Genomic DNA, 22,033 nt, shown 5'->3' with positions numbered 1-22,033 from the left:
CTTTGGGCGAAGGCGCCAGCCGATTGCTACGGCTTGGCAGCTGGTGGGGTGTAGGCAAACGGGCCGGGGTCAACACAGGCACCCGGGCTTGCAGCCGCAGGCTTGGCGTTTGGCGTCGTCTTGCGGTAGTGGTCGGCCACGCGGTCTTGCGACAGGCACAGCTTGTAGTTATCAACCTTGCCAACCCAGGCGGTGCGCGCAGCCGCCTCGGCAGCCTTTGCGGCTGCCTCAGGCGAGGGCGCAGGCAGCTTGGCCAGCGCCGCGCCGCAAAAGGCCAGGGCGCACAGACCGACCAGCCACTGGCGGCCAAAGCGATGGTGTGTGAAGTGTTTCATGGTGCTCCTCATGCTCACGCCTGAACCGGCTTGACGACAGGGGTCTCCGGCGAAGGATTGGCGCTGCGCTCGCGAGGGATCTTGCCGGCCTGCACATCGTCGTACCACAGCTCATGGTGCTCCTTGGCCCAGCCTTCGCTCACGTAACCGGTTCGCATGGCCTTGAAGGCGCCTTTCATCCCCACGGTGCCCATGTAAATATGACCGCAGATCAAGGCCATCATCCAGATCGCCAGCGAGGCGTGGATCATGTGGGCAATCTGCATGTCGCTGCGCACATCGCCGAAACCGGGAATGAGCTTGTCCAGAACAAGACCGGATACCACAACAACAACGCCGGGAATGGTGATGCCCCACCAGAAGAGTCCCTTCTCGCCCGCATTGAAGCGGTGGGACGGCACGTGGTTATCACCTTTGCCCAACATGCCGCCGCCCTTGGCAAGCCAGTCGACATCAGCACGGGTGGCAATGTTGTCCTTCACAAAGGTGATGATGATCACTGCCAGCGACACCGCGAACAACGGCCCCACGAAGTTGTGCACATTCTTGAGCGCATACGTCAGCCAGCCAAAGAGCGACGCGCCCAGTATGGGCAAGAGGAAAAACTTGCCAAACGCCATCACGATGCCAGAGATGGCCAGCGCAATGAAGGCAAACGCGTTGGACCAGTGCGCTGCACGCTCGAACGGTGTGAAGCGCTCGATGCGCCGAGGGCCCGTCCCATCAGGGTGCTCATGCCCCAGCGGGCCTTTGGTGAAGTAGAAAATGCCCAACGCCAGAAAAACAATGGCAAACAGCGCGGCGCCGTAGGGGATGATCCAGTTGTTGCGCACCTGGCGCCATGCATCACCCGCGTTGGTGTAGCGCGAGCCGGGATACTGCACAAACGGCTGGATCAGGTTGCCTGCTTCTGGGGCCTGCGTCGCCGGCAGGCTGCTGTAGCCCGTGACGCCCTGCCCCACCTGACGCCACATGGGCGCGTTGTTGCCGGGTTGCACCTTGGCGCGCTCGGCATTGGTTTGCTCGGCGTATTTGGGGTCGCTGCTCGCATCCGGGCGCACCTCAAAGATGTTTTGGCCCTTGACCCCGCCCACGGTCGCCGCAGGGCCAGCCGGCGCTGCAGCCGCTGGGGGCTCTGCACCGGCGGGTGCAGCCGTCTGCGCCTGCACCGCCCCGCCGACCATCGAACCCACGAGCGCCAGAGACCACATGATGTGTTTCATGGACAACCTCACTTTGTCTGGCTGCGGGTGTATTCGTTTTGGCCGTACTGCTGACGCGTTTTGAGATGGGCCTCCCAGCTCACCTTGTCACCGGCTTTCCAGCCGGGATCGGTAAAGTTGCTGCCAGTACCGGCGTAAGGCACGGCGTCGGTGCGCACGCCGTGGCCAGTCTGCGGCTTTTCGCCGCAGCCCGCCAGGGCCATCACTGCCGCACAGGCCAACAGAGCAAGTGGTAAGCGCTTGATCATGATTTGGCTCCTGCAGGCTGGCCAGCCTGTTGCGACCCGTATGCCGTTCCCCAGCCCCACACCTCCGCACCCTTGCCGCGCTGCACGACCCGGTTGCGGAAGATATCTGCCACCACATCGCCATCGCCAGCGAGAAGGGCCTTGGTCGAGCACATTTCCGCACAGGCGGGCAGCTTGCCTTCGGCCAGGCGGTTGCGACCATACTTCTCAAACTCGGACTGGCTGCCATGGGCCTCGGGGCCACCCGCGCAGAAGGTGCATTTGTCCATCTTGCCGCGCACGCCGAACGTGCCGGAGGCCGGAAACTGCGGCGCGCCAAAGGGGCAGGCATAGCTGCAATAGCCACAGCCAATGCACACATCCTTGTCGTGCAGCACCACGCCCTCTTCGGTGCGGTAAAAGCAGTTGACCGGGCATACCGCCATGCAAGGTGCGTCGCTGCAGTGCATGCACGCCACCGAGATGGATTTCTCGCCGGGCACACCGTCGTTGAGCGTGACCACGCGGCGGCGGTTCACGCCCCACGGCACTTCGTGCTCGTTCTTGCAGGCGGTCACGCAGCTGTTGCACTCGATGCAACGTTCTGCGTCACAGATGAATTTCATTCGTGCCATTTTTGTGTCTCCTGGTCAAGGGTGGCGCGCTGTGCGTTCACGCCCGCTCCACGTTGCAGATCGTGGTCTTGGTTTCTTGCATCATGGTCACGCTGTCGTAGCCATAGGTGGTGGCGGTGTTCACCGCCTCACCCCGCACGACAGGTGCTGCACCCTTGGGGTAATACGCCAGCATGTCTTTACCCTGCCAATGCCCCGAGAAGTGGAACGGCATCCATACGGTGTCAGGAGCCACGCGTTCGGTCACCATGGCCTGAACGTTGATGCGTGCCCCTGTGGGAGAGGTCAGCCATACGCGTTCTCCATTGCGGATGCCGCGGTCAGCCGCCGTCTTGGGGTTGATCTCGACAAACGACTCCTGCTGCAACTCGGCCAGCCAGGGGTTGGAGCGTGTCTCTTCGCCCCCGCCCTCGTACTCCACCAGACGGCCCGAGCTCATGATGAGCGGGAACTTCTCGTGGAGCTTGTCTGCGATGTTCTTTTGCTGCACCGTCTTGAACAGCGTGGGCATGCGCCAGAAGGCCTTGCGGTCATCATGCGTGGGGTACTTGGCCATCAGGTCCGGGCGGGTGCCGTACAGCGGCTCGCGGTGTTGCGGAATCGCGTCCGGGAAGTTCCAGACCACCGCACGCGCCTTGGCGTTGCCAAAGGGGTGACAGCCATGCTTGAGCGCCACACGAATGATCGCGCCGGTGGGGTCAGTCTTCCAGTTCTTGCCTTCGGCCTTGGTTTTTTCCGCATCCGAGAGGTCGTCCCACCAGCCCAGCTTCTTGAGCAGAACATGGTCGAACTCGGGGTAGCCTGTGGTGATTTCGCTGCCAACCGAGTGGGAACCATCCTCGGCGAGCAGGTTCACGCCATCCTTTTCGACGCCGAAGTTGGCGCGGAAGTTGCCCCCACCCTCCATGACGTGCTTGGAGGTGTCGTACAGGTTCGGCGAGCCTGGGTGCTTGAGCTCCGCAGTACCGTAGCAGGGCCAGGGCAGCCCGAAGTAGTCGCCACCAAAATCGTAGCCCGTTTCCTTGTCCTTGCCGCCCTTGGCCTTGAGGGTCTTGACATCGAACAGGTGCATGTTGCGCATGTGCGCCTTCAGGCGCTCAGGGCTTTGGCCGGTGTAGCCGATGGTCCACACGCTGCGATTGATTTCACGCAGGATGTCTTCCGGCACAGGCTCGTCCATGCCCTTGACCTTCTGCATCTTGAAGTTTTTGGACAGTTCGGCAGCAAAGCCCAGCTTTTCGGCAAACTGATGCATGATCATGTGATCCGACCGGCTTTCCCACAGCGGCTCGATGACCTTCTCACGCCACTGGATGGAGCGGTTGGAGGCCGTGCACGAGCCGCTGGTTTCAAACTGCGTGGCGGCGGGCAGCAGGTACACGGCGCGGTTGGGGTTCAGGTCCTCGGCCTTGCCGGGCATGGCTGCCATGGCAGCGGTGGCCGATGGATAAGGGTCCACCACCACCAGCAAATCCAGCTTGTCCATGGCGCGCTTCATTTCCAGACCGCGGGTCTGCGAGTTGGGCGCGTGGCCCCAGAAGAAGACGCCGCGCAGGTTGGAGTCCTGGTCAATCAGCTCGTTGTTCTCGAGCACGCCATCAATCCAGCGCGACACGGTGATGCCGCTTTTGGACATCATGGCGGGCGATGCGTACTGCTTCTTGATCCACTCGAAGTCCACACCCCACACGGCGGCAAAATGCTTCCACGAGCCCTCGGCCAGGCCGTAGTAGCCGGGCAGCGAGTCGGGGTTGGGGCCCACGTCGGTGGCGCCCTGAACGTTGTCGTGACCGCGGAAGATGTTGGTACCGCCGCCGCTCCTGCCCACATTGCCCAGGGCCAGTTGCAGGATGCACGAGGCACGGACCATGGCGTTGCCGATGGTGTGCTGCGTCTGGCCCATGCACCACACAATGGTGCCCGGACGGCTGTCCGCCATCATCTTGGCAATCTTGAACATCTGGTCTTCTTTGACGCCGCACGCCTCCTCCACCTTGTCGGGCGTCCACTTGGACATCACCTCGTCGCGCACTTTTTCCATGCCATAGACGCGGTCGCTGATGTACTTTTTGTCTTCCCAGCCGTTCTTGAAGATGTGATAGACCAAGCCGAACAGGAAGGGAATGTCGGTGCCGGAACGGATGCGGACAAACTCGTCGGCCCTGGCCGCCGTGCGGGTGAAACGCGGGTCCACCACGATCATCTTGCAACCGGTTTCCTTGGCATGGAGCATGTGCAGCATGCTCACGGGGTGGGCCTCGGCGGCGTTCGAGCCAATGTACAGAGCGACCTTGCTGTTTTGCATGTCGTTGTACGAATTGGTCATGGCACCGTAGCCCCAGGTGTTGGCCACGCCCGCCACCGTGGTCGAGTGACAGATGCGCGCCTGGTGGTCGCAGTTGTTCGTGCCCCAGAAGCTCACAAACTTGCGCAGCAGGTACGCCTGCTCGTTGTTGTGCTTGGACGAACCAACGAAATACACACTGTCAGGGCCGCTGGCCTTGCGCAGCTCCTGCATCTTGGCAGAGATTTCGTTGAGGGCCGTGTCCCAGCTGATGCGCTCATATTTGCCGTTGACCAGCTTCATGGGGTAGCGCAGACGGTATTCGCCGTGGCCGTGCTCCCGCAGCGCCGCACCCTTGGCGCAGTGCGCGCCCAGGTTGATGGGGGAATCGAACACCGGCTCCTGGCGCACCCACACGCCGTTTTCAACCACCGCATCGACGGCGCAGCCCACCGAGCAATGCGTGCAGATGGTGCGGCGCACTTCGATCTTCGTGTCACCAACCGCCACCTTGGCGCCCTCGGCCGCATTGGACTTGCGCACCAGCGTGAGCTGGGTGGCGGCAATGCCCACCCCGACGCCCAGACCAGAGCGGCGCAGGAACGACCGGCGGTCCATGGTAGGGAGCGCGTGCGAGAGGCCGCGACGCAGACTGTGAACGAAAGGCGATGCAGACGATGCGCCCTGCGCGCCCTGCGATGACTTCTTGGTAAGCAACATGGCGGGCTCCGCTGTCAGAGTTGAGTGGTCTTGTAGTAGTGCTGCACGTGGGCCGACAGGTAGTAGCCGCCGCCTTTTTCAGGGGCTTGGCGCACCGCCTCGGGCTCGGATGCCACAGGAGTCGCGACACGGGGAATCGCCACAACGGCTGCCGCGGCAGCGCCTACGGTGGCGGCGCCTGCAAAGAAGCTGCGGCGCGAAGCTTTGGACTGTCGGTTTTGCATGTTGTCTCCAGGATGGCTGGCTGCTATGAAATAGTTTTCATACAGTCTATGCCGTTGTTTACAACCCTGCAATTGACGCTTATACCCCCCACCAAACCAGTCGCCTTTAGCGGGCCCTGCCGGGGGCGTCTGTCAGTTTGGAGTCAGTCGAGCATGTCAAAGCCCTGGGTCTCCACCGACACAAAAGCTCGGGTGAAACCCGCAAGCGACGCGTAAAAATGCGCGCTTGGGTGTGCTGCAAGCGACTCGCAAAGGCGCAACACCCAGGGTTGCACATGCGTTGAGAAAAATTGACGCTGCGAGCTCAGATTGCACACAGCCACATCGTCCCCGGCGATCAGGTATCGCATGACCTCGCAAAGGTAGGCGATGTGATCCTCGGTTTCTGGCATGGCTTCGTCGCGCGCCAGCCCCAGATGCTCAAGGTCGGCGCGCAGGCGAGCCAGTGGCTTTTCGTTGAGAAAGCCACTGAGGTAGTGCGAGCCATACAGATACACCTCGGGTTTGCCGACGCCGCCGAACAGGCGGTCAAACTCCTTGGCGATGGCGTCGTCGTCCATCGCGCGGGCGCTGGCCACCAGCTGCTGCCAGGGTTCTTGCAGGAATCCGCCTTCGGCAGGTGCCTCGGTCACTGCCACGCGCAGCGCAGAAAGCACCTCAGGCCCTGGCGGCGCGTAGTACAGCTGCGACAGCAAGCCGTACAGTTCGGCTCGGGCGGTTTCCTCGTCCAGCGCAGAGCTGCTGGGGGCTGTCAAAGGGGGCGTGGCGCTCACAGGTCGGTCACTTTCGTTTCGCTGCTGGAGGAATACAGGTCGATGACGCGGCAATCGCTGCACATCTTCAGGCGCTCCAGGGCCTCGCCCTGGAACATCGCATGGCCTGCCAGCTTGCCCAGCATGGCCTCGATGGCCTTGACCGTGCCGAAGGGCTTGCTGCAACGGATGCATGCCCAGGGCTGGGCCTCGTTGAGCACGCGCAGCCGCGCGCGCTCGGGCGACAGCAAAAGCCGGGGCAGTAGCGTGATGGCGTCTTCGGGGCAGGTGGTAGCGCACAGGCCGCACTGCACGCAATTTTTTTCCATGAAGCGCAGCTGCGGCAGCTGAGGGTTGTCCTGCAAAGCGCTGGCCGGGCAGGCGCTCACGCAGCTCAGGCACAGCGTGCAGCGGTCCTTGTTGACCTCGATGGTGCCCAGCGGCGAACCCGCTGCGGGCAGCGCGATGGCGGCAGGCAGGCTGGCGGCCGGTGTGGGCGCGTGCTCGACCAGATGGTCCATCGCCATCTCCAGCGTGCTGCGCTTTTCAGGGGCCACGGCAAACCGGGCGGCTACCGCCGGGATCGTCTGGCGCGTCTGGCCCAGGGCTTGCAGCGCCGCGTCCAGCGCGGTGGGATGGCTGGCGCGCAGCAGTTGCACATGGGTGCCGGTGTAACCCAGGCCGCGCAAAATGGCCTGCGCGACGTCCATCTGCGCCTGCAGTCCTTCCAGATACTGCGGGGCTTCTTCGTCGGTGGTGAGCACCACCACCTGCGATGCCCCATACGCAACGGCGCTCAGCCACAGGTCCACTCCAGCGCTGGCGGTGTGCCACAAGGCCACCGGAATCACCCGGGCTGGCACCCCGTGGGCCAGCTTGAGCTGCGCAGCGCGGCCCAGTGCTTCGACCAGCGCCTGGCCGCGCTCCTGGCTGTGCAGCAGCAGCACGGCGTCCTTGCCCCCGGCAGCCGCGTAGGTGGACAGCAGCGTCTTGAGCTTGAGGCCCTGCTCGGCGGCAGCCGGGTAGGCATAGGTGAGCGCGCCGGTGGGGCACACCGTGGTACAGGCGCCGCAGCCCACGCACAGGTTGGGGTTCACGACGATGCGCTGGCGGCTCTTGTCGCTGCTCACGGCCTCGGCCGAGCAGATGTCCACGCAGGCATTGCAGCCCACGGTTTCATTGCGGCTGTGGGCACACAGCTTTTGCTTGTAGGCAAAAAAACGGGGCTTTTCAAACTCGCCCACCAGCTCGCGCAGCTTGAGCAGCATCGACAGGTCGGTGCCATCCCAGCGGAAGTAGCCCTGCGGCGTGGCGTGCTGCAAGAAGGTGGGCGCGGCGGTGGCGGGCCGCAGGTCCAGCACCAGGTCGAACTGGTCCTGCTGCACGGCGGCTTCACGCGTGAAATCGATCGCGCCCGCTACCTGGCAGGCCTTGACGCAGCTGCGGTGCGATTGGCACGCATCCATGTCGATCTGGTAGTCCAGCCCAATGGCGTTTTCGGGGCAGGCCGCCACGCAGGCGTTACAGCGGGTGCACAGGTCCAGGTCGATGGGGTTGTCGGCCTTCCACTGCAGCTCAAAAGCCCCGAGCCACCCGGTCAGCGCGGTGATGCGCCCGCCCAGCACCGGGTAGCGGCGCATCTGCGCGCCCCCCACGTTGCCGGGGCCCTGGGTGAACAGCGTCACGTCCAGCACGTCCGACACCATGCCCGCCACGCGCTCGGCCGCGTCCAGGGGGCCGATGACCAGCAGCTTGCCTGCGCTTTTGTACGTGACCGTGGCCACCGGCGGCGGCTCGGGCAGGCGCGCTGCGGCCAGCAGGGCTGCCAGCTTGGGGGTGGCCGCGCTGGCATCACGGCTCCAGCCACCGGTTTCGCGGATATTCACAAAACGGATGGGCGACACGGCGCCCTCGGTTTGCTCGCCCAGCTCGGCGAACAGACGCTGCTCCTGCGTGCAGGCCACCACCACCGGGTCGCCCGAGCGAATGGCCTGCTGGTATGCCCCCGCCTGGCTGCGGCACAGCGTGGAATGAAGGGTCAGGTCTTCCTGCAGCGCCGCGCCCAAGGCCTTGGGGTTGAGCGGCATGGTCTGGTTACAGTCGCAAATGAGCGTCTTGGTCGTCATGTCGGGTGTGGCTGGCTGACCGCGCCAGCGGCTCTGGTGTAGACGCAGTGGCAGGGTCAGGCGGGCTGAGGGAAACGCTCGGGGCAGCGTTGGCTGCGGGCAACTGTGCCACGTCCGGATCGGTTTGCACCCCCGCATCATCCCGGGGCCCGGCGGCAGCGCCGTCGGCAGGTGCGGCCGACGCCTGGAGACCGCCTGGGGCGGGCATGGCGGCTTCGTCCTGCTTTTTTTCATGGTCAAAAAAGCCCATCGTGTGGGCACTGACCATCTTGCGCAACATGCCGGCGGGCATCGGGTCGGGCTGGGAGTAGTCGCCGATGTAGATATCCAGCCCGTCCATCACATTGAAATGCGGGTCGGCAAACAGCTTTTTCATGGCAAGGTTGCGGACCTCGGGAGCCACGTTACGGGCCACAAAGGGCTTGAAGTCGGACTCGGGGGTGAGCTGCTGGGCATCTGCCAGCGACGGCAGCGCCTCTGTGGCCTCGGCCGCACGCGGCTGTCCAGCGTCGGACGACGACGCATCAGGCACGCCTGCCGCAAGCGGGGCCGCAGCGGCGCTGGCGGGCGGTAACGCCACGCCTGGGGCGACGGTGGCCTGCGCTGGCGCAGGGGCTGCCGGTTCCTCCAGGGGTTTGCCTTCGCGCGCGTCCTGCTTGCGACGAGACCAGCGGCCCAGGAACCCGTCAGCCATGGTGCCTGCCCTTTTCCGTTTCTCCCGGTGCTGCCGGTGCTGCCGGGTTGTCCGCGCCTGCGGGTGCCCCGCCCCGCCCGCCGCCGCGCTGCTTGTCGGTGGAGACAGATGCCGGGTTGCCAAAGCGGTCGTGCAACGGCTTGAAGCTGTCGGGGCGCTTGCGGCGCTTGGGTTCGGGCTGGTAGTGCTCGGCCACAAAGGCGCGCATCGCATCCAGCACGGGTTCGGGCGCGGGCACCTGTTCCACGGTTTCCTGCGCGTCCAGCCACCGGCCTGCGTCGTGGTAGCTCAGGCTCACGGCCACGGGACGGGCCAGCGGCGCGTCGCCGTTGCCGGTGTCTTCATCCATGCGCCACATCACAAACCAGCAAGGCGCTGGTGAGGAAAGGTTCAGGTGGTAGCCCTCGGCGTCGTCGCGGAACAGCTCGACCCGAAATGCCGGAAACAGCCAGCGCTGCTCGTCCGTATCGGTGATCAGGGCTCGCGCCTGGTCACCGAAGGCAGGCTCGTTGATCACCACGCTGTCGAGCGACCATCGCCAGGGCTGCCAGCGGTTGTTCAGCCGCTCGCGGCGCATGATCACGGCAACGTCGGTGTAGGGGCGCTCGGTCATGGAGCCGGACTTTACCCCCGATGACGCCCAGCGCGGCGCGATGTCCGAATAGCCCCTGGTGCTGCACCGCAGCATCGCGACGTCCGGTTGGCGTCATGCGGGGGCCGTCAGGCTGCGGGTGCCACCTGGGGCGCTTCGTGCAGCACATCCACCGCCACCGCGCAGTACTTGAACTCCGGGATCTTGCCAAACGGGTCCAGCGCCGCGTGGGTCAGCAGGTTGGCCGCTGCCTCTGCGTAGGCAAAAGGCATGAACACGGTGCCGCGCGGCGTACCGTCGTCGCGCCGCACGCGCACCTGCACCATGCCCCGGCGCGAGCGAATGCCCACCAGCGCCCCCGCAGCCACGCCCAGCCGCGACAGTTCATCCCCATGCAGGGATGCCGTGGCCATGGGCTCGATGGCGTCCAGCACAGCGCTGCGCCGGGTCATGCTGCCGGTGTGCCAGTGCTCCAGCTGGCGGCCGGTGATGAGCACCAGGGGGTAGTCGGCATCGGGCTGCTCGGCCGCCGGGATCACGCGGGCGGGCACCAATTGCAGGCGGCCTGTGGGCGTGGGGAATGTTTCCTTGAACACAATCGGCTGGCCTGGATCATCGGCAGTCAGGCAGGGATAGGTGACGCTGGATTCGCGCTCCAGCCGCTCCCAGGTGATACCGCTGATGCTGGCATGCATGGCCTGGCGCATTTCCTCAAAGACCGCGGCCACGCCGGACTCCTCGCCCGCGTAGTCCCAGGCCAGCCCCATGCGCTTGGCCATCTGCTGGATGATCCAGAGATCCGGCCGCGCATCGCCGGGCGGGTTTAAGGCGCGGCGGCCCAGCTGCACCATGCGATCGGTGTTGCTGGCGGTGCCGGTTTTCTCGGGCCAGGCGCTGGCGGGCAGCACCACGTCGGCCAGCCAGGCGGTTTCGGTCAGAAAGATGTCCTGCGCCACCAGGTGTTGCAGGCTGGCCAGCGCATGGCGCGCATGGTTCAGGTCGGGGTCGCTCATGGCGGGGTTCTCGCCCAGGATGTACATGCCGCGCACCTTGTGGGGGTCGCTGTCATCTGCCAGGGCTTTGCGCATGATTTCGACCACTGTGTAGCCAGGGGTGTCATCCAGCCGGGTGCCCCAAAAGTGCTCAAACCACGCATGTGCCCCGGCGTTGTCCACCCGTTGGTAGTTGGGGAACATCATGGGGATCAGCCCCGCGTCGCTGGCGCCCTGCACATTGTTCTGGCCGCGCAACGGGTGCAGGCCAGCGCCGGGCTTGCCGATCTGGCCGGTCACGGCACACAGAGCAATCAGGCAGCGCGCGTTGTCGGTGCCGTGGATGTGCTGGCTCACGCCCATACCCCACAAGATCATCGACGCCCTGGAAGTCGCAAACGCCCGCGCCACCTCGCGCAGCGTTTCGGCCGCAATACCGCACACGGGGGCCATGGCTTCGGGGCTGTAGCCTTTGATGTTTTCCTTCAGCGCTTCGAAGTTGTTGGCGCGGTTCTTGATGAAGGACTCATCCACCAGCCCCTCCTCAATCACGGTGTAGATCAGCGCGTTGAGCAGGGCCACATCGCTGTCGGCCTTGAACTGCAAGGTGCGCCAGGCATGGCGAGCGATGTCGGTCACGCGCGGATCGGCCAGCACAATTTTTGCGCCGCGCTTGGCCGCGTTTTTCATCCACGTGGCAGCCACCGGATGGTTGCCGGTGGGGTTGGAGCCGATCACCAGGATCAACTCGGCATGCTCCACATCATTGACCGGGTTGCTCACCGCGCCCGAGCCCACGCCTTCGAGCAGCGCCGCCACGCTGGAGGCATGGCACAGCCGCGTGCAGTGGTCCACGTTGTTGCTGCCAAAGCCCGTGCGCACCAGTTTTTGGAACAGGTAGGCCTCTTCGTTGCTGCCCTTGGCCGAGCCAAAACCCGCCAGCGCCTTGGGGCCATGCGTGTCGCGCAGGGTTTTGAGCGCGCCTGCTGCCAGGTCCAGGGCTTCGTCCCAGGTCGCTTCGCGGAAGGTATCGCGCCAATCCGCGCCGTAGGGCCGCACCTCTTTGGGCACGCCGGGCTTGCGGATCAGCGGCACAGTCAGGCGGTCGGGGTGGTGGGCGTAGTCAAAGCCAAAGCGTCCTTTGACGCACAGGCGGCCGCGGTTGGCCGGGCCATCGCGGCCTTCAACGCTGATGATTTTTTCGTCGCGCACGTTGTAGCTGATGAGGCAGCCCACACCGCAAAACGGGCAGACCGAGTCGACCTTGCGATCCACCTTTTGCGAGCCGATGTGCGCCTTGGGGCTGAGCGCGCCCGTGGGGCAGGCCTGCACGCATTCGCCGCAGGCCACGCAGGTGCTCTGGCCCATCGGGTCGTCCAGGTCAAAGACGATCTTGCTCTCGGCCCCACGCAGCGCGTAGCCGATCACGTCGTTGACCTGTTCCTCGCGGCAGGCGCGCACGCAGCGTGTGCACTGGATGCAGGCGTCCAGGTTGACGGCCATGGCGGGGTGGCTGAGGTCGGGCGCGATCGGCGCGCGGCGCACAGCGGTGAGCGCCGGGCGCACGGCCACGCCCAGGCGGTCCGCCCAGGCGCTCAGTTCGCCATGCTGACCGACTGTTGCTGAAGAATTTGAATTAAATAGGCCAGTCGCGCCTGATGCGTATGGTTTTTCAGCTATCAATTCAGGAGCATCTGAATCTGCGTCGTTCCAGCGGTAGCCCGTCTCGGGCATGTCCGACAGCAGCATCTCCAGCACCATCTGCTGGCTCTTGCGCGCACGGGGGCTGGCCGCCTGCACCTTCATGCCCTGCGTGGGGGCGCGGCAGCAGCTGGGGGCCAGCGTGCGCTCGCCCGCGATCTCGACCACGCAGGCGCGGCAGTTGCCGTCGGGCCGCAGGCCGTCGCCGAAGCACAGGTGGGGAATGTGCGCGCCGTGGCGCTGCGCGGCTTTCAAAATGGTTTCGCCGGGGTGGGCTGTGACGGGCTGGCCATCGAGCTCGAAAGCCACCGCGGACGCGGGGGTCGCCAGAACATTGCCACTCATCCGAGCACCTCGTGCGCAAAGTATTGCTGTATGCAGCGAATGGGGTTGGGCGCTGCCTGCCCCAGGCCGCAGATGGACGCATCGCCCATGACCTGTGCCAGGTCCTCCAGCAGATAAGCGTCCCACTGCGGTGCCTGCATCAGCGCGGCCGCCTTGGCCGTGCCCACCCGGCAGGGCGTGCACTGGCCGCAGCTTTCGTGTTCAAAAAAACGCATCACATTCAGCGCCGCATCGCGCGCCCGGTCGTGCTGACTGAGTACGATGACGGCGGCAGAGCCGATGAAGCAGCCGTAGGGCTGCAGCGTGTCAAAGTCCAGCGGCACATTCGCCAGGCTGGCGGGCAGGATGCCGCCCGAGGCCCCGCCGGGAAGGTAGGCATACAGCTGGTGACCGTCCAGCAAGCCGCCGCAGTATTCGTCGATGAGTTCCTGCACGGTGATGCCCGCAGGCGCGAGCTTGACGCCGGGGTGCTTGACGCGGCCACTCACACTGAAGCTGCGAAGGCCCTTGCGGCCATGGCGGCCAAAGCTGGTAAACCACTGTGGGCCGCGCTCGACGATGTCGCGCACCCAGTACAGCGTTTCAAAGTTGTGCTCCAGCGTGGGCCGGCCAAACAGGCCCACCTGCGCGATGTAGGGCGGGCGCATGCGGGGCTCGCCACGCTGGCCTTCGATGCTCTCGATCATGGCGGATTCCTCGCCACAGATATAGGCCCCGGCACCGCGCCGTAGCTCGATCTGGGGCAGTGGGCAAGGCGGATCGGCCTGCAGCGCGTTGATGGCGTCTTGCAAGATGGCGCGGCAGCCGTGGTATTCGTCGCGCAGGTAGATGTAGCAGGCCTCAATGCCGACCACCCGGGCGGCTACCAGCATGCCTTCCAGAAAGCGGTGCGGGTCGCGCTCCAGATACGTGCGGTCTTTGAAGGTGCCAGGCTCGCCTTCGTCGATGTTCACAGCCATCAGGCGTGGCGACGCCTGCTCGCGCACGATGCGCCACTTGCGCCCTGCGGGAAAGCCTGCACCGCCCAGCCCCCGCAAACCGGAATCTTCCATGGCCTGCAATACCGCGTCGGCGTCCTGCATCCCCCGGGCCAGAGCCGCGGCAAGGCGGTAGCCCCCCTGCTCCCGGTAGGCCGCCAGACCGACCACGGCCGGGGCCAGTGCCGCATCCTGCCTTTGGGGTGACACCGACTGCAACGCCAAGTCAGATGCTACGAATTCCGCAGCTAATGAGGCTGATGGATGCCGGGGAAAGACCGGATTTTTTTCAAGGTCAGCGCTGGCAACGACCTCGGCGACTGCCTCGGGAGTCGCCCAGGGAACAGGGCGCTGGTGCACCACGGCCACGGGCGCCTGCTCGCACCGGCCCACGCAGGGCGCGCTCACCACGCGCACATCCGCACGCCCCAGCAGGCTTGGCAGCCGCGCCAGCAGATCCCGCGCACCCGCGAGCTCGCAGCTCAGTCCGTCACAGACCCGCACGATCAGCCCCGGCGCGGGGGCATCGCCACGCACCACCTCAAAGTGGTGGTAGAACGTTGCCACCTCGAACACCTCGGCCATGGGCAGATTCAAAATGCGCGCCAGCGCCACCAGGTGACGGTCACGCAGGCAATGGTCGTGGTCATTGATCTGATGGAGGTACTCGATCAACAGGTCCCGCCGGTAGGGCCCTGTCCCGATCAGTTCACGCACATGCTTGAGGGCCTCGTCATCCGGTTGACGCCCCTTGAGATGGCTGCTGCGCCGCACGCGCTCACGCATATCGTCCAGCGTGGCCAACGTGACAGTGGAAACGGTTTGCATCAATCCCCCTCAACGACCCCAACTCAGCCAAAGAACTGTGCGGCACTGTTCAGTGTGCGCCAGACGCCCCACGCCAGGGGCACACCGACGGCGGCCCAGGCCAGCACAACCCACAGCGGATGGATGGCGCCCTGCGCCGCAGAGACCGCGCCAGGCGCGGCGGCGGGAGAAAGCTCCCGCGCAAGGCGCTTTTCTTCGGCCAACTCGGCGTCGGTCATGAAATGACGGTCCGCCACCGGCCGCACCAGCAGGTTGCAGATCAGCCCGATCACCAGCATGGCCGCCAGGATGTACATGGTCTGGTTGTACACCTGCTCACGCGGCAGGTCCAGGCTGATCTGGTAATCACGCATGTAGTTCACCACCACAGGCCCCAGCACACCTGCCGTGGCCCAGGCCGTCAGCAGACGGCCGTGGATGGCGCCCACCATCTGCGTGCCAAACAGGTCGGCCAGATAGGCCGGCACCGTGGCGAACGCGCCGCCATACATCGACACGATGATGCACAAGGCCACGACAAACCCGAGCATGCTGCCCGCCGCTGCGCTCGCCGGCACGCTGAAATACAAGAGGCCGCCCAGCACAAAAAACATCCCGTAGGTCAGCTTGCGGCCCCAACGGTCCGACAGACTGGCCCAGAAAAAGCGCCCGGCGATGTTAAAGAGGCTCAGCAGTGCGGTGAAGCCGGCAGCCACACCGGCCACGGCGCCAAGCTGCGCCGGGCTGAGTTCGGCAAACCGCGTGGGCAGACCGATCAACGTGCCACCAAACACCTCCTGCAGCATGGGCGACGCCATGCCGATCACACCGATGCCGGCACTCACGTTCATGCACAGCACGACCCACAACAGCCAGAACTGTGGAATGCCCCACACCTTGCGAACATGGACATGGCGACGGGTGACCATGGCGGCCGTCTCCTGGGCCGCTGGCGGGGTCCAGCCCGCGGGCTTCCAGCCTGCGGGCGGCACGCGGTAGCCCAGAGCCCCGGCGACCATGAACACAAAGTAAACACCGGCCAGCACAAGGAAGGTGGGCATGACGCCCACATCGGTCGGTGTGGCGAAATACGCCATCAACTCCGCCGCCAGGGGCGATCCGATCATGGCACCGCCGCCAAAACCCATGATCGCCATGCCGGTGGCCATGCCCCGCCGATCAGGGAACCACTTGATCAGGGTTGACACCGGGGAGATGTAGCCCAGCCCCAGCCCGATGCCGCCAATCACCCCGGAACCCAACAACATCAGCCAGAACTGGTGCAGGTGGATGCCCAAGGCCGAGACGAGCAATCCGCCACACCAGCAGACGGCTGACACCATGGCCGCCTTGCGCGGCCCGGCGCGCTCCAGCCAGCCACCCCAGGTGGCTGCACTGGTGCCGAGAAGCACAAAAAACAGGGTGTACATCCACCCCAGGGTGGAGATGGACCAGTCGCAGTGGGTGGTGAACAGCTGGGCGAAAAACCCGGCATCGCTGGCGCAAGCAATGGGGGCACTTACCCCAAGCGCCCTGGACAACGGCAGCCAGAACACCGAAAAGCCATAGGCCATGCCAATGCACAAATGAATGGCCAGCGCAGCCGGCGGAACCAGCCAACGGTTGAAGCCTGCACCGGCAATGGTGCGCTCCTTGTCCAGCAGTGAAAACATCGGCTCCGAGGGTGATGTGCAGGTGGTGAAACTCTACCACCCGCCCCCAGGCCTCAGGTGCTCTTGCTGATGGTGATGCTCGGGAACTTGGACGAGAAATCCTTGTTCTTGGTTGCAATGGACACCGCGACCTGGCGCGCCACGGCCTTGTAGATGCTGGCGACTTCGCCATCCGGGTCGGCCACCACGGTGGGCTTGCCGTTGTCGGCCTGCAAGCGGATCTGCATATCCAGCGGCAGGGCCCCAAGGTAGCTCATGCCGTAGTCGGCGGCCATCTTCTTGCCACCATCCGCGCCAAAGATGTGTTCCACATGACCGCAGTTGCTGCATACGTGCACGGCCATGTTCTCGACGATGCCCAGAATGGGCACACCCACCTTCTCGAACATCTTGATGCCCTTCTTGGCATCGAGCAGGGCAATGTCCTGCGGGGTGGTGACGATCACCGCGCCCGTCATGGGCACGCGCTGGCTGAGGGTGAGCTGGATGTCGCCCGTGCCGGGCGGCATATCGACGATCAGGTAGTCAAGGTCTTTCCAGTTGGTCTGGCGCAGCAACTGCTCCAGCGCCTGGGTGGCCATGGGGCCGCGCCAGATCATGGCCTCGTCCTGGTCCACCAGAAAGCCAATGGACATCACCTGCACGCCGTAGTTTTCCAGCGGCTCCATGGTCTTGCCGTCGTCGCTCTCGGGGCGGCGGTTGATGCCGAGCATCATGGGCTGGCTGGGGCCATAGATGTCGGCATCCAGCACGCCCACACTGGCACCTTCGGCCGCCAGGGCCAGGGCCAGGTTGGCGGCAGTGGTGCTCTTGCCCACGCCACCCTTGCCCGAGGCCACGGCGATGATGTTCTTGACCTGGGGCAGCAACTGCACGCCGCGCTGCACCGCATGGGCCACCACCTTGGTGGAGATGTTGACGGAGACATTTTCCACCCCCGGCACGCCCTTGGCGGCGTTGACGAGCTGGCGGCGCAGGTCGGGCACGATGCTCTTGGCCGGGTAGCCCAGTTCCACGTCAAAGGCAACATCACCGCCGTGGATCTGCACGTTGCGCAGCGCACGGGTGCTGACGAAATCCTTGGTCGTGTGCGGGTCCAGAACGCTGGAAAGTGCGGCCAGAAGGCCCTGCTCGGTGACTGCCATCGATTAACTCCAAATGAGGGAGGTAGTCTATTCCCATGCGCCCGACCCCGGCGGCTGAAGGACAATGCGCACGCGCCGCAGCGGCTGCCGCAGCCGCTGCCAGCCCCCATCCAACGAGAAAGTGAAGAACCCCGTGAAATTCAAGATGGCCGAAAAATCCCTGTTTGCGGTGCTGCTGCGCTCGCCATGGTGGATCAGCTTCCTGGTGGTGGGGCTCATGGTGCTGGCGGCGCGCGTGCTGCTGCCGGCAGAGTACTTTGTGGTGGGCGCGCTCTCGGGGTTCCCGATTTTCGTGGTGGGCTGCGTGGCCGCCTGGCGCCAGCTGCAGGCCCCTCACCCTGCCCGCGTGGCTGCCATGATGGATGCGATTGCGTCCATGCCCTGGCGCTCTTTTGCCGACACCCTGGTCACTGCCTGGACCCGCGCCGGCTACACCGTGGAGCGCGTGGACGGCGCCAAGCCCGGGCCGGCCGACCTGGTGCTGACTCAGGGGGGCAAAACCACGCTGGTCAGCGCCCGGCGCTGGAAAGCGGCCACCCACGGTGTCGAGCCGCTGCGCGAACTGCACGCCGCCATGCAGGCGCAGGAGGCCGCTGCCGCCATCTACGTGGCCAGCCACGGCCAGCTCAGCGACAACGCCCGCATCTTCGCCCGCGACCACGGCATCACGGTGCTGCAAGGCGATGCAGTGGCCGTGCTGCTGTTGCGACCATAACGAAGGGCGCTCGCCTGCCTGTCTGACCGCTGACTGCGGCGCGCAAGCCACATGCGGGTTTTCCCAGATGATGGGCCCGCGCAGCGCCCGCCACACTCGGAAAGTTTAGGAAGCTCTTGAGGCCGTTCGTCCCTGTCCCCGCCGTCCATGCCACAGCCCCCGCTTCCACATCCTGCGACTGCCCATGCCAAGCCGCCCGCATCGGACGGCAGGTCGTCGGCCACGGGCCTGCTGCTGACCGGTGGCGGCGCGCGGGCGGCCTACCAGGTGGGCGTGCTGGAAGCCATTGCCGACCTGCGCCAGGCCTGCGGCGCCGGTCGCGAGCCCAACCCGTTTCCCATCATCACCGGCACCTCGGCGGGGGCCATCAACGCGGCAGCGCTGGCCTGCGGGGCCGACAATTTTGACCGCGCGGTGCGCCGCATCTCGCGGGTGTGGACGCACTTTCATGCCCACCAGGTCTATGGCGCAGACTCGATCAGCGTGATGCGCAGCGGTGCGCGCTGGCTCACGCTGCTGTCGCTGGGCTGGGCGCTGGCGCGGTGGCGCCGCATGCGCCCACGCTCGCTGCTGGACAACGCGCCCCTGGAAGAGCTGCTGGTCAAGATGGTGCCGCTGGTGCGCCTGCCGCGCCTGATTCGCAAGGGGCACCTCACCGCGCTGGCGGTCACGGCATCGAGCTACAGCTCGGGGGAACACGTCACCTTCTTCGAATCCGGTTTGCCGGTAAAGCCGTGGGTCCGGTCCCAACGCAAGGCCGCCAGTGACCGCATCACCCACGAACACCTGCTGGCCTCGTCGGCCATTCCGTTTGTGTTTCCGGCCAAGGGCATCACGGTCGAGGGGCATATCGAGTACTTTGGCGACGGCTCCATGCGCCAGTCGGCACCCATTGCCCCGGCCATCCACCTGGGAGCCGAGCGCATCCTGGTGATCGGGGCGGGCCGCATGCACGAGCCCAAGGGCGACGCCAGCGCCGACCCCACGCCCAGCTACCCCACGCTGGCGCAGATTGCGGGCCATGCCCTGTCCAACATCTTTCTGGACGCGCTGGCGGTGGATGTGGAGCGCGTTCAGCGCATCAACCAGACGCTGTCGCTCATCCCCGAAGAAAAGCGCCTGCACAGCGCGCTGCGCCCCATCGAGCTGCTGGTCATCGCTCCCTCGCAGCGGCTCGATGCCGTGGCCGCCCGGCATGTGGGCGACCTGCCCCGGGCCGTGCGCACCATGCTGGGCGCGTTGGGCGTCACCTCCAACATGGCCGACGTGCGCGGGGCGGCGTTAGCCAGCTACCTGCTGTTTGAAGCCAACTACACCCGGGAACTGATGGCACTGGGACGCGCCGACACCCTGGCCATGCGGGGCGAAGTCTGCAAATTCTTCGGCTGGACCGACACGGGCGCCCCGTTGAAGGCCCAACACCGACGTTGACAGCGCGCAGCAGCGCCCGCCCGCCCATCCGCATCCAGGGCCGGCCGCAGCGTGGCGGCTGCCTGAGCGTCGCCCTAAAATCGACGGTTCCGCCTGAGAAAGCTGCACCCCATGACGTCCCTAGCCCGCAAACTCTTCGTCACCACCGCCCTGCCGTATGCCAACGGCAACTTCCACATCGGTCACATCATGGAATACATCCAGGCCGATATCTGGGTGCGGTTTCAGCGCATGCAGGGCCACGCCGTCCATTTTGTCGGCGCAGACGATACCCATGGCGCGCCGATCATGATTGCCGCCGAAAAGGCCGGCAAAACGCCCCAGCAGTTCGTGGCCGACATCGCAGCAGGACGCCAGCAGTACCTCGACGGCTTTCACATCAGCTTTGACAACTGGCACAGCACCGACGCCCCCGAAAACCACGCGCTGGCCCGCCAGATTTACCGCGACCTGCGCGACCGCGCCGATGGCGGCCTGATCGAGGTACGCACCATCGAGCAGTTCTTCGACCCCGAGAAGAACATGTTTCTGCCCGACCGCTACATCAAGGGCGAATGCCCCAGGTGCCACGCCAAGGACCAGTACGGCGACAACTGCGAGGTGTGCGGCTCGGTGTATGCGCCCACCGACCTGATCAACCCGTTCTCGGCCCTGTCGGGCGCCAAGCCCGAGCTCAAGCACTCCGAGCACTTTTTCTTCAAGCTGTCGGATCCGCGCTGTGTGAAGTTTCTGGAACACTGGACGCAGGACGGCAAGCTCCAGCCCGAAGTGGCCAACAAGATAAAGGAATGGTTCACGGTTCGCACCAACCCTGATGGCACCACCAGCGAAGGCCTGGGCGACTGGGACATCAGCCGCGACGCGCCCTACTTCGGCATCGAGATTCCTGATGCGCCGGGCAAGTACTTCTACGTGTGGCTCGATGCGCCGGTGGGTTACCTCGCCTCGCTCAAGAACCTGCTGGAAAAGCGCGGCGAGAACTACGACGCCTACATGGCCGACCCGCTGCTGGAGCAGTACCACTTCATCGGCAAGGACATCGTCACCTTCCACACGCTGTTCTGGCCCGCCATGCTGCACTTTTCTGGCCGCAAGACGCCTGACAACGTGTTCGCACACGGATTCCTGACCGTGAACAACGGCGAAAAAATGAGCAAGAGCCGTGGCACGGGCCTGGACCCGCTCAAGTACCTGCGCCTGTCCATGAACGCCGAGTGGCTGCGCTACTACCTGGCCGCCAAGCTGAGCGCGCGCAATGAAGACATCGACTTCAACGCCGAAGACTTCATGCTGCGCGTCAACAGCGACCTGATCGGCAAGTACGTGAACATTGCCAGCCGTGCGGCGGGCTTCTTGACCAAGCGCTTTGAGGGCAAACTGACCAGCGACTTTGACGCTGCTGGCAGCGCGCTGCTGGCCGAGGTGCGCGGCGCGCGCGAACCCATTGCCCAGATGTACGAAGCGCGCGAATTCGGCAAAGCCACCCGCGAAATCATGCTGCTGGCCGACCGCATCAACGCCTATGTGGATCAGAACAAGCCCTGGGACCTGGCCAAGGACGCCGCCAACAATGTGGCACTGCATCAGGTGTGCTCGGTGCTCATCAACGCGTTTGACGCCCTCACCCGCTACCTTGCCCCGGTGCTGCCCAGCCTCTCGCGCGCGGTGGAAGGCTTTGTGGGCCGCAGCATGACCCAGTGGGCCGTGGAGGGCAACGTGCAGGCCATCGCGCCGTATCAGCACCTGATGCAGCGCGTGACGCCCGAGCAGCTTGAGGCCTTGTTTGAGCCCCCGGCGCAGGCCGAACCCGCGCAGGCAGCGATTGAAGCCGCCGCAGCGCCCGGTGGCGAGGACCTGGCGCCCACCATCACCATCGACGACTTCACCAAGATCGACCTGCGCATTGCGCTGATCGTGAACTGCGAGCCGGTCGAAGGCTCCACCAAGCTGCTGCGCCTGACGCTGGACGTGGGCGAAGGCAAGACCCGTAACGTGTTCAGCGGCATTGCCAGCGCCTACCAGCCTGCCGACCTGATCGGCAAGCACACGGTGATGGTGGCCAACCTGGCCCCGCGCAAGATGAAGTTCGGCGTCTCCGAAGGCATGGTGCTCGCCGCCAGCCACGGCGACGAGAAGACCCACCCGGGCATCTACGTTCTCAACCCCTGGCCGGGCGCGACCCCGGGCATGCGTGTGCGCTGAGCGTGTGCGCCGCGCCCGTGCCCGTCAGCGCGCGGGCACCGGAGCCGCAGCCGTTGCCGCTGCCGTTGCCGTTGCCGCTGCCGTTGTATGGGGCCTAGGAGCCTGTCGGACTTGGAAATCGTCGGCTGCAAATCGACCGCAGCGGTCCATTTTTAACCGCCTTTTTGCCCCATAGCTCGGCTATGGGGCTGCAAATTCGGCAAAAACTGTCCTCGCTGGGGCCGATTTTCGCT

General features: G+C 65.2%; 16 protein-coding genes and 1 pseudogene. 3 read left to right on the top strand and 14 right to left on the bottom strand.

The genetic code is table 11. From position 1 onward, the window contains the following. Positions 1-29: 29 nt before the first annotated feature. From ACK543_RS15085 to apbC, 14 genes and pseudogenes are all read right to left on the bottom strand, one after another. Positions 30-335: pseudogene (locus tag ACK543_RS15085) on the bottom strand (hypothetical protein); the annotation flags it as partial. Between the two features lie 14 nt (positions 336-349). Further along, a complete protein-coding gene (locus tag ACK543_RS15080) occupies positions 350-1,558 on the bottom strand; it encodes a formate dehydrogenase subunit gamma (RefSeq protein WP_409943645.1) in 1,209 nt (402 codons plus the stop codon). A gap of 8 nt (positions 1,559-1,566) precedes the next feature. After that, positions 1,567-1,806 carry a hypothetical protein gene (locus tag ACK543_RS15075; protein ID WP_409943644.1) on the bottom strand — a complete coding sequence of 80 codons (240 nt, stop codon included), beginning with the start codon at positions 1,804-1,806 and terminating at the stop codon, positions 1,567-1,569. Further along, entirely contained in the window at positions 1,803-2,420 is a 618-nt protein-coding gene (gene fdh3B, locus ACK543_RS15070) for a formate dehydrogenase FDH3 subunit beta (RefSeq protein WP_409943643.1), read from the bottom strand. The genes ACK543_RS15075 and fdh3B overlap by 4 nt, the downstream gene beginning before the upstream one ends. 37 nt (positions 2,421-2,457) lie before the next feature. Next, positions 2,458-5,424, bottom strand: coding sequence for a formate dehydrogenase subunit alpha (locus ACK543_RS15065; RefSeq protein ID WP_409943642.1), 2,967 nt, complete (start codon positions 5,422-5,424; stop codon positions 2,458-2,460). A 14-nt stretch (positions 5,425-5,438) separates the two neighbouring features. After that, on the bottom strand, positions 5,439-5,648 hold the full coding sequence (locus ACK543_RS15060) for a formate dehydrogenase (protein WP_409943641.1): 210 nt from the start codon (positions 5,646-5,648) through the stop codon (positions 5,439-5,441). 143 nt (positions 5,649-5,791) lie between these two features. Next, positions 5,792-6,421 carry a molecular chaperone gene (locus ACK543_RS15055; protein WP_409943640.1) on the bottom strand — a complete coding sequence of 210 codons (630 nt, stop codon included), beginning with the start codon at positions 6,419-6,421 and terminating at the stop codon, positions 5,792-5,794. Then, positions 6,418-8,487, bottom strand: a complete 2,070-nt coding sequence (locus ACK543_RS15050) for a 4Fe-4S binding protein (RefSeq protein ID WP_409943649.1) — start codon at positions 8,485-8,487, stop codon at positions 6,418-6,420. Before ACK543_RS15050 ends, ACK543_RS15055 begins: the two co-directional genes overlap by 4 nt. Positions 8,488-8,494: 7 nt before the next feature. After that, positions 8,495-9,220, bottom strand: coding sequence for a DUF3306 domain-containing protein (locus tag ACK543_RS15045; RefSeq protein WP_409943639.1), 726 nt, complete (start codon positions 9,218-9,220; stop codon positions 8,495-8,497). After that, a complete protein-coding gene (locus tag ACK543_RS15040; protein ID WP_409943638.1) occupies positions 9,213-9,833 on the bottom strand; it encodes a DUF3305 domain-containing protein in 621 nt (206 codons plus the stop codon). The genes ACK543_RS15045 and ACK543_RS15040 overlap by 8 nt, the downstream gene beginning before the upstream one ends. Positions 9,834-9,940: 107 nt before the next feature. Further along, positions 9,941-12,850 carry a formate dehydrogenase subunit alpha gene (fdhF, locus tag ACK543_RS15035; protein ID WP_409943637.1) on the bottom strand — a complete coding sequence of 970 codons (2,910 nt, stop codon included), beginning with the start codon at positions 12,848-12,850 and terminating at the stop codon, positions 9,941-9,943. After that, complete coding sequence (locus ACK543_RS15030) at positions 12,847-14,655, bottom strand: NAD(P)H-dependent oxidoreductase subunit E (RefSeq protein WP_409943636.1); 1,809 nt, start codon at positions 14,653-14,655, stop codon at positions 12,847-12,849. The genes fdhF and ACK543_RS15030 overlap by 4 nt, the downstream gene beginning before the upstream one ends. 23 nt (positions 14,656-14,678) lie before the next feature. Next, positions 14,679-16,307 (bottom strand): OFA family MFS transporter, encoded by a 1,629-nt coding sequence (locus ACK543_RS15025; protein WP_409943635.1) that lies wholly within the window; start codon positions 16,305-16,307, stop codon positions 14,679-14,681. A 53-nt stretch (positions 16,308-16,360) separates the two neighbouring features. Continuing rightward, positions 16,361-17,452 (bottom strand): iron-sulfur cluster carrier protein ApbC, encoded by a 1,092-nt coding sequence (gene apbC, locus ACK543_RS15020; RefSeq protein WP_409943634.1) that lies wholly within the window; start codon positions 17,450-17,452, stop codon positions 16,361-16,363. A 133-nt stretch (positions 17,453-17,585) separates the two neighbouring features. Between apbC and ACK543_RS15015 the strand changes: the two genes are divergently transcribed. The 3 genes from ACK543_RS15015 to metG all read left to right on the top strand — a co-directional run bounded on the left by ACK543_RS15015 (position 17,586) and on the right by metG (position 21,800). Then, on the top strand, positions 17,586-18,167 hold the full coding sequence (locus ACK543_RS15015; RefSeq protein WP_409943633.1) for a restriction endonuclease: 582 nt from the start codon (positions 17,586-17,588) through the stop codon (positions 18,165-18,167). Between the two features lie 147 nt (positions 18,168-18,314). Beyond that, positions 18,315-19,598 (top strand): patatin-like phospholipase family protein, encoded by a 1,284-nt coding sequence (locus ACK543_RS15010; RefSeq protein WP_409943632.1) that lies wholly within the window; start codon positions 18,315-18,317, stop codon positions 19,596-19,598. Positions 19,599-19,709: 111 nt separating this feature from the next. After that, a complete protein-coding gene (gene metG, locus ACK543_RS15005; RefSeq protein ID WP_409943631.1) occupies positions 19,710-21,800 on the top strand; it encodes a methionine--tRNA ligase in 2,091 nt (696 codons plus the stop codon). Positions 21,801-22,033: the final 233 nt, after the last annotated feature.

The sequence above is a fragment of the Acidovorax sp. genome, from assembly GCF_046341535.1.
In the GTDB taxonomy this organism is placed as follows: Bacteria; Pseudomonadota; Gammaproteobacteria; order Burkholderiales; family Burkholderiaceae_C; genus Acidovorax.
This window is presented reverse-complemented; position numbering and strand designations above follow the sequence as displayed.

Coding starts and splice junctions, on each gene's coding strand:
- ACK543_RS15080 (WP_409943645.1), bottom strand. CDS start 1,558: ATGAAACACATCATGTGGTCTCTGGCGCTCGTGGGTTCGATGGTCGGC.
- ACK543_RS15075 (WP_409943644.1), bottom strand. CDS start 1,806: ATGATCAAGCGCTTACCACTTGCTCTGTTGGCCTGTGCGGCAGTGATG.
- fdh3B (WP_409943643.1), bottom strand. CDS start 2,420: ATGGCACGAATGAAATTCATCTGTGACGCAGAACGTTGCATCGAGTGC.
- ACK543_RS15065 (WP_409943642.1), bottom strand. CDS start 5,424: ATGTTGCTTACCAAGAAGTCATCGCAGGGCGCGCAGGGCGCATCGTCT.
- ACK543_RS15060 (WP_409943641.1), bottom strand. CDS start 5,648: ATGCAAAACCGACAGTCCAAAGCTTCGCGCCGCAGCTTCTTTGCAGGC.
- ACK543_RS15050 (WP_409943649.1), bottom strand. CDS start 8,487: ATGCCGCTCAACCCCAAGGCCTTGGGCGCGGCGCTGCAGGAAGACCTG.
- ACK543_RS15045 (WP_409943639.1), bottom strand. CDS start 9,220: ATGGCTGACGGGTTCCTGGGCCGCTGGTCTCGTCGCAAGCAGGACGCG.
- ACK543_RS15040 (WP_409943638.1), bottom strand. CDS start 9,833: ATGACCGAGCGCCCCTACACCGACGTTGCCGTGATCATGCGCCGCGAG.
- fdhF (WP_409943637.1), bottom strand. CDS start 12,850: ATGAGTGGCAATGTTCTGGCGACCCCCGCGTCCGCGGTGGCTTTCGAG.
- ACK543_RS15030 (WP_409943636.1), bottom strand. CDS start 14,655: ATGCAAACCGTTTCCACTGTCACGTTGGCCACGCTGGACGATATGCGT.
- ACK543_RS15025 (WP_409943635.1), bottom strand. CDS start 16,307: ATGTTTTCACTGCTGGACAAGGAGCGCACCATTGCCGGTGCAGGCTTC.
- apbC (WP_409943634.1), bottom strand. CDS start 17,452: ATGGCAGTCACCGAGCAGGGCCTTCTGGCCGCACTTTCCAGCGTTCTG.
- ACK543_RS15010 (WP_409943632.1), top strand. CDS start 18,315: ATGCCACAGCCCCCGCTTCCACATCCTGCGACTGCCCATGCCAAGCCG.
- metG (WP_409943631.1), top strand. CDS start 19,710: ATGACGTCCCTAGCCCGCAAACTCTTCGTCACCACCGCCCTGCCGTAT.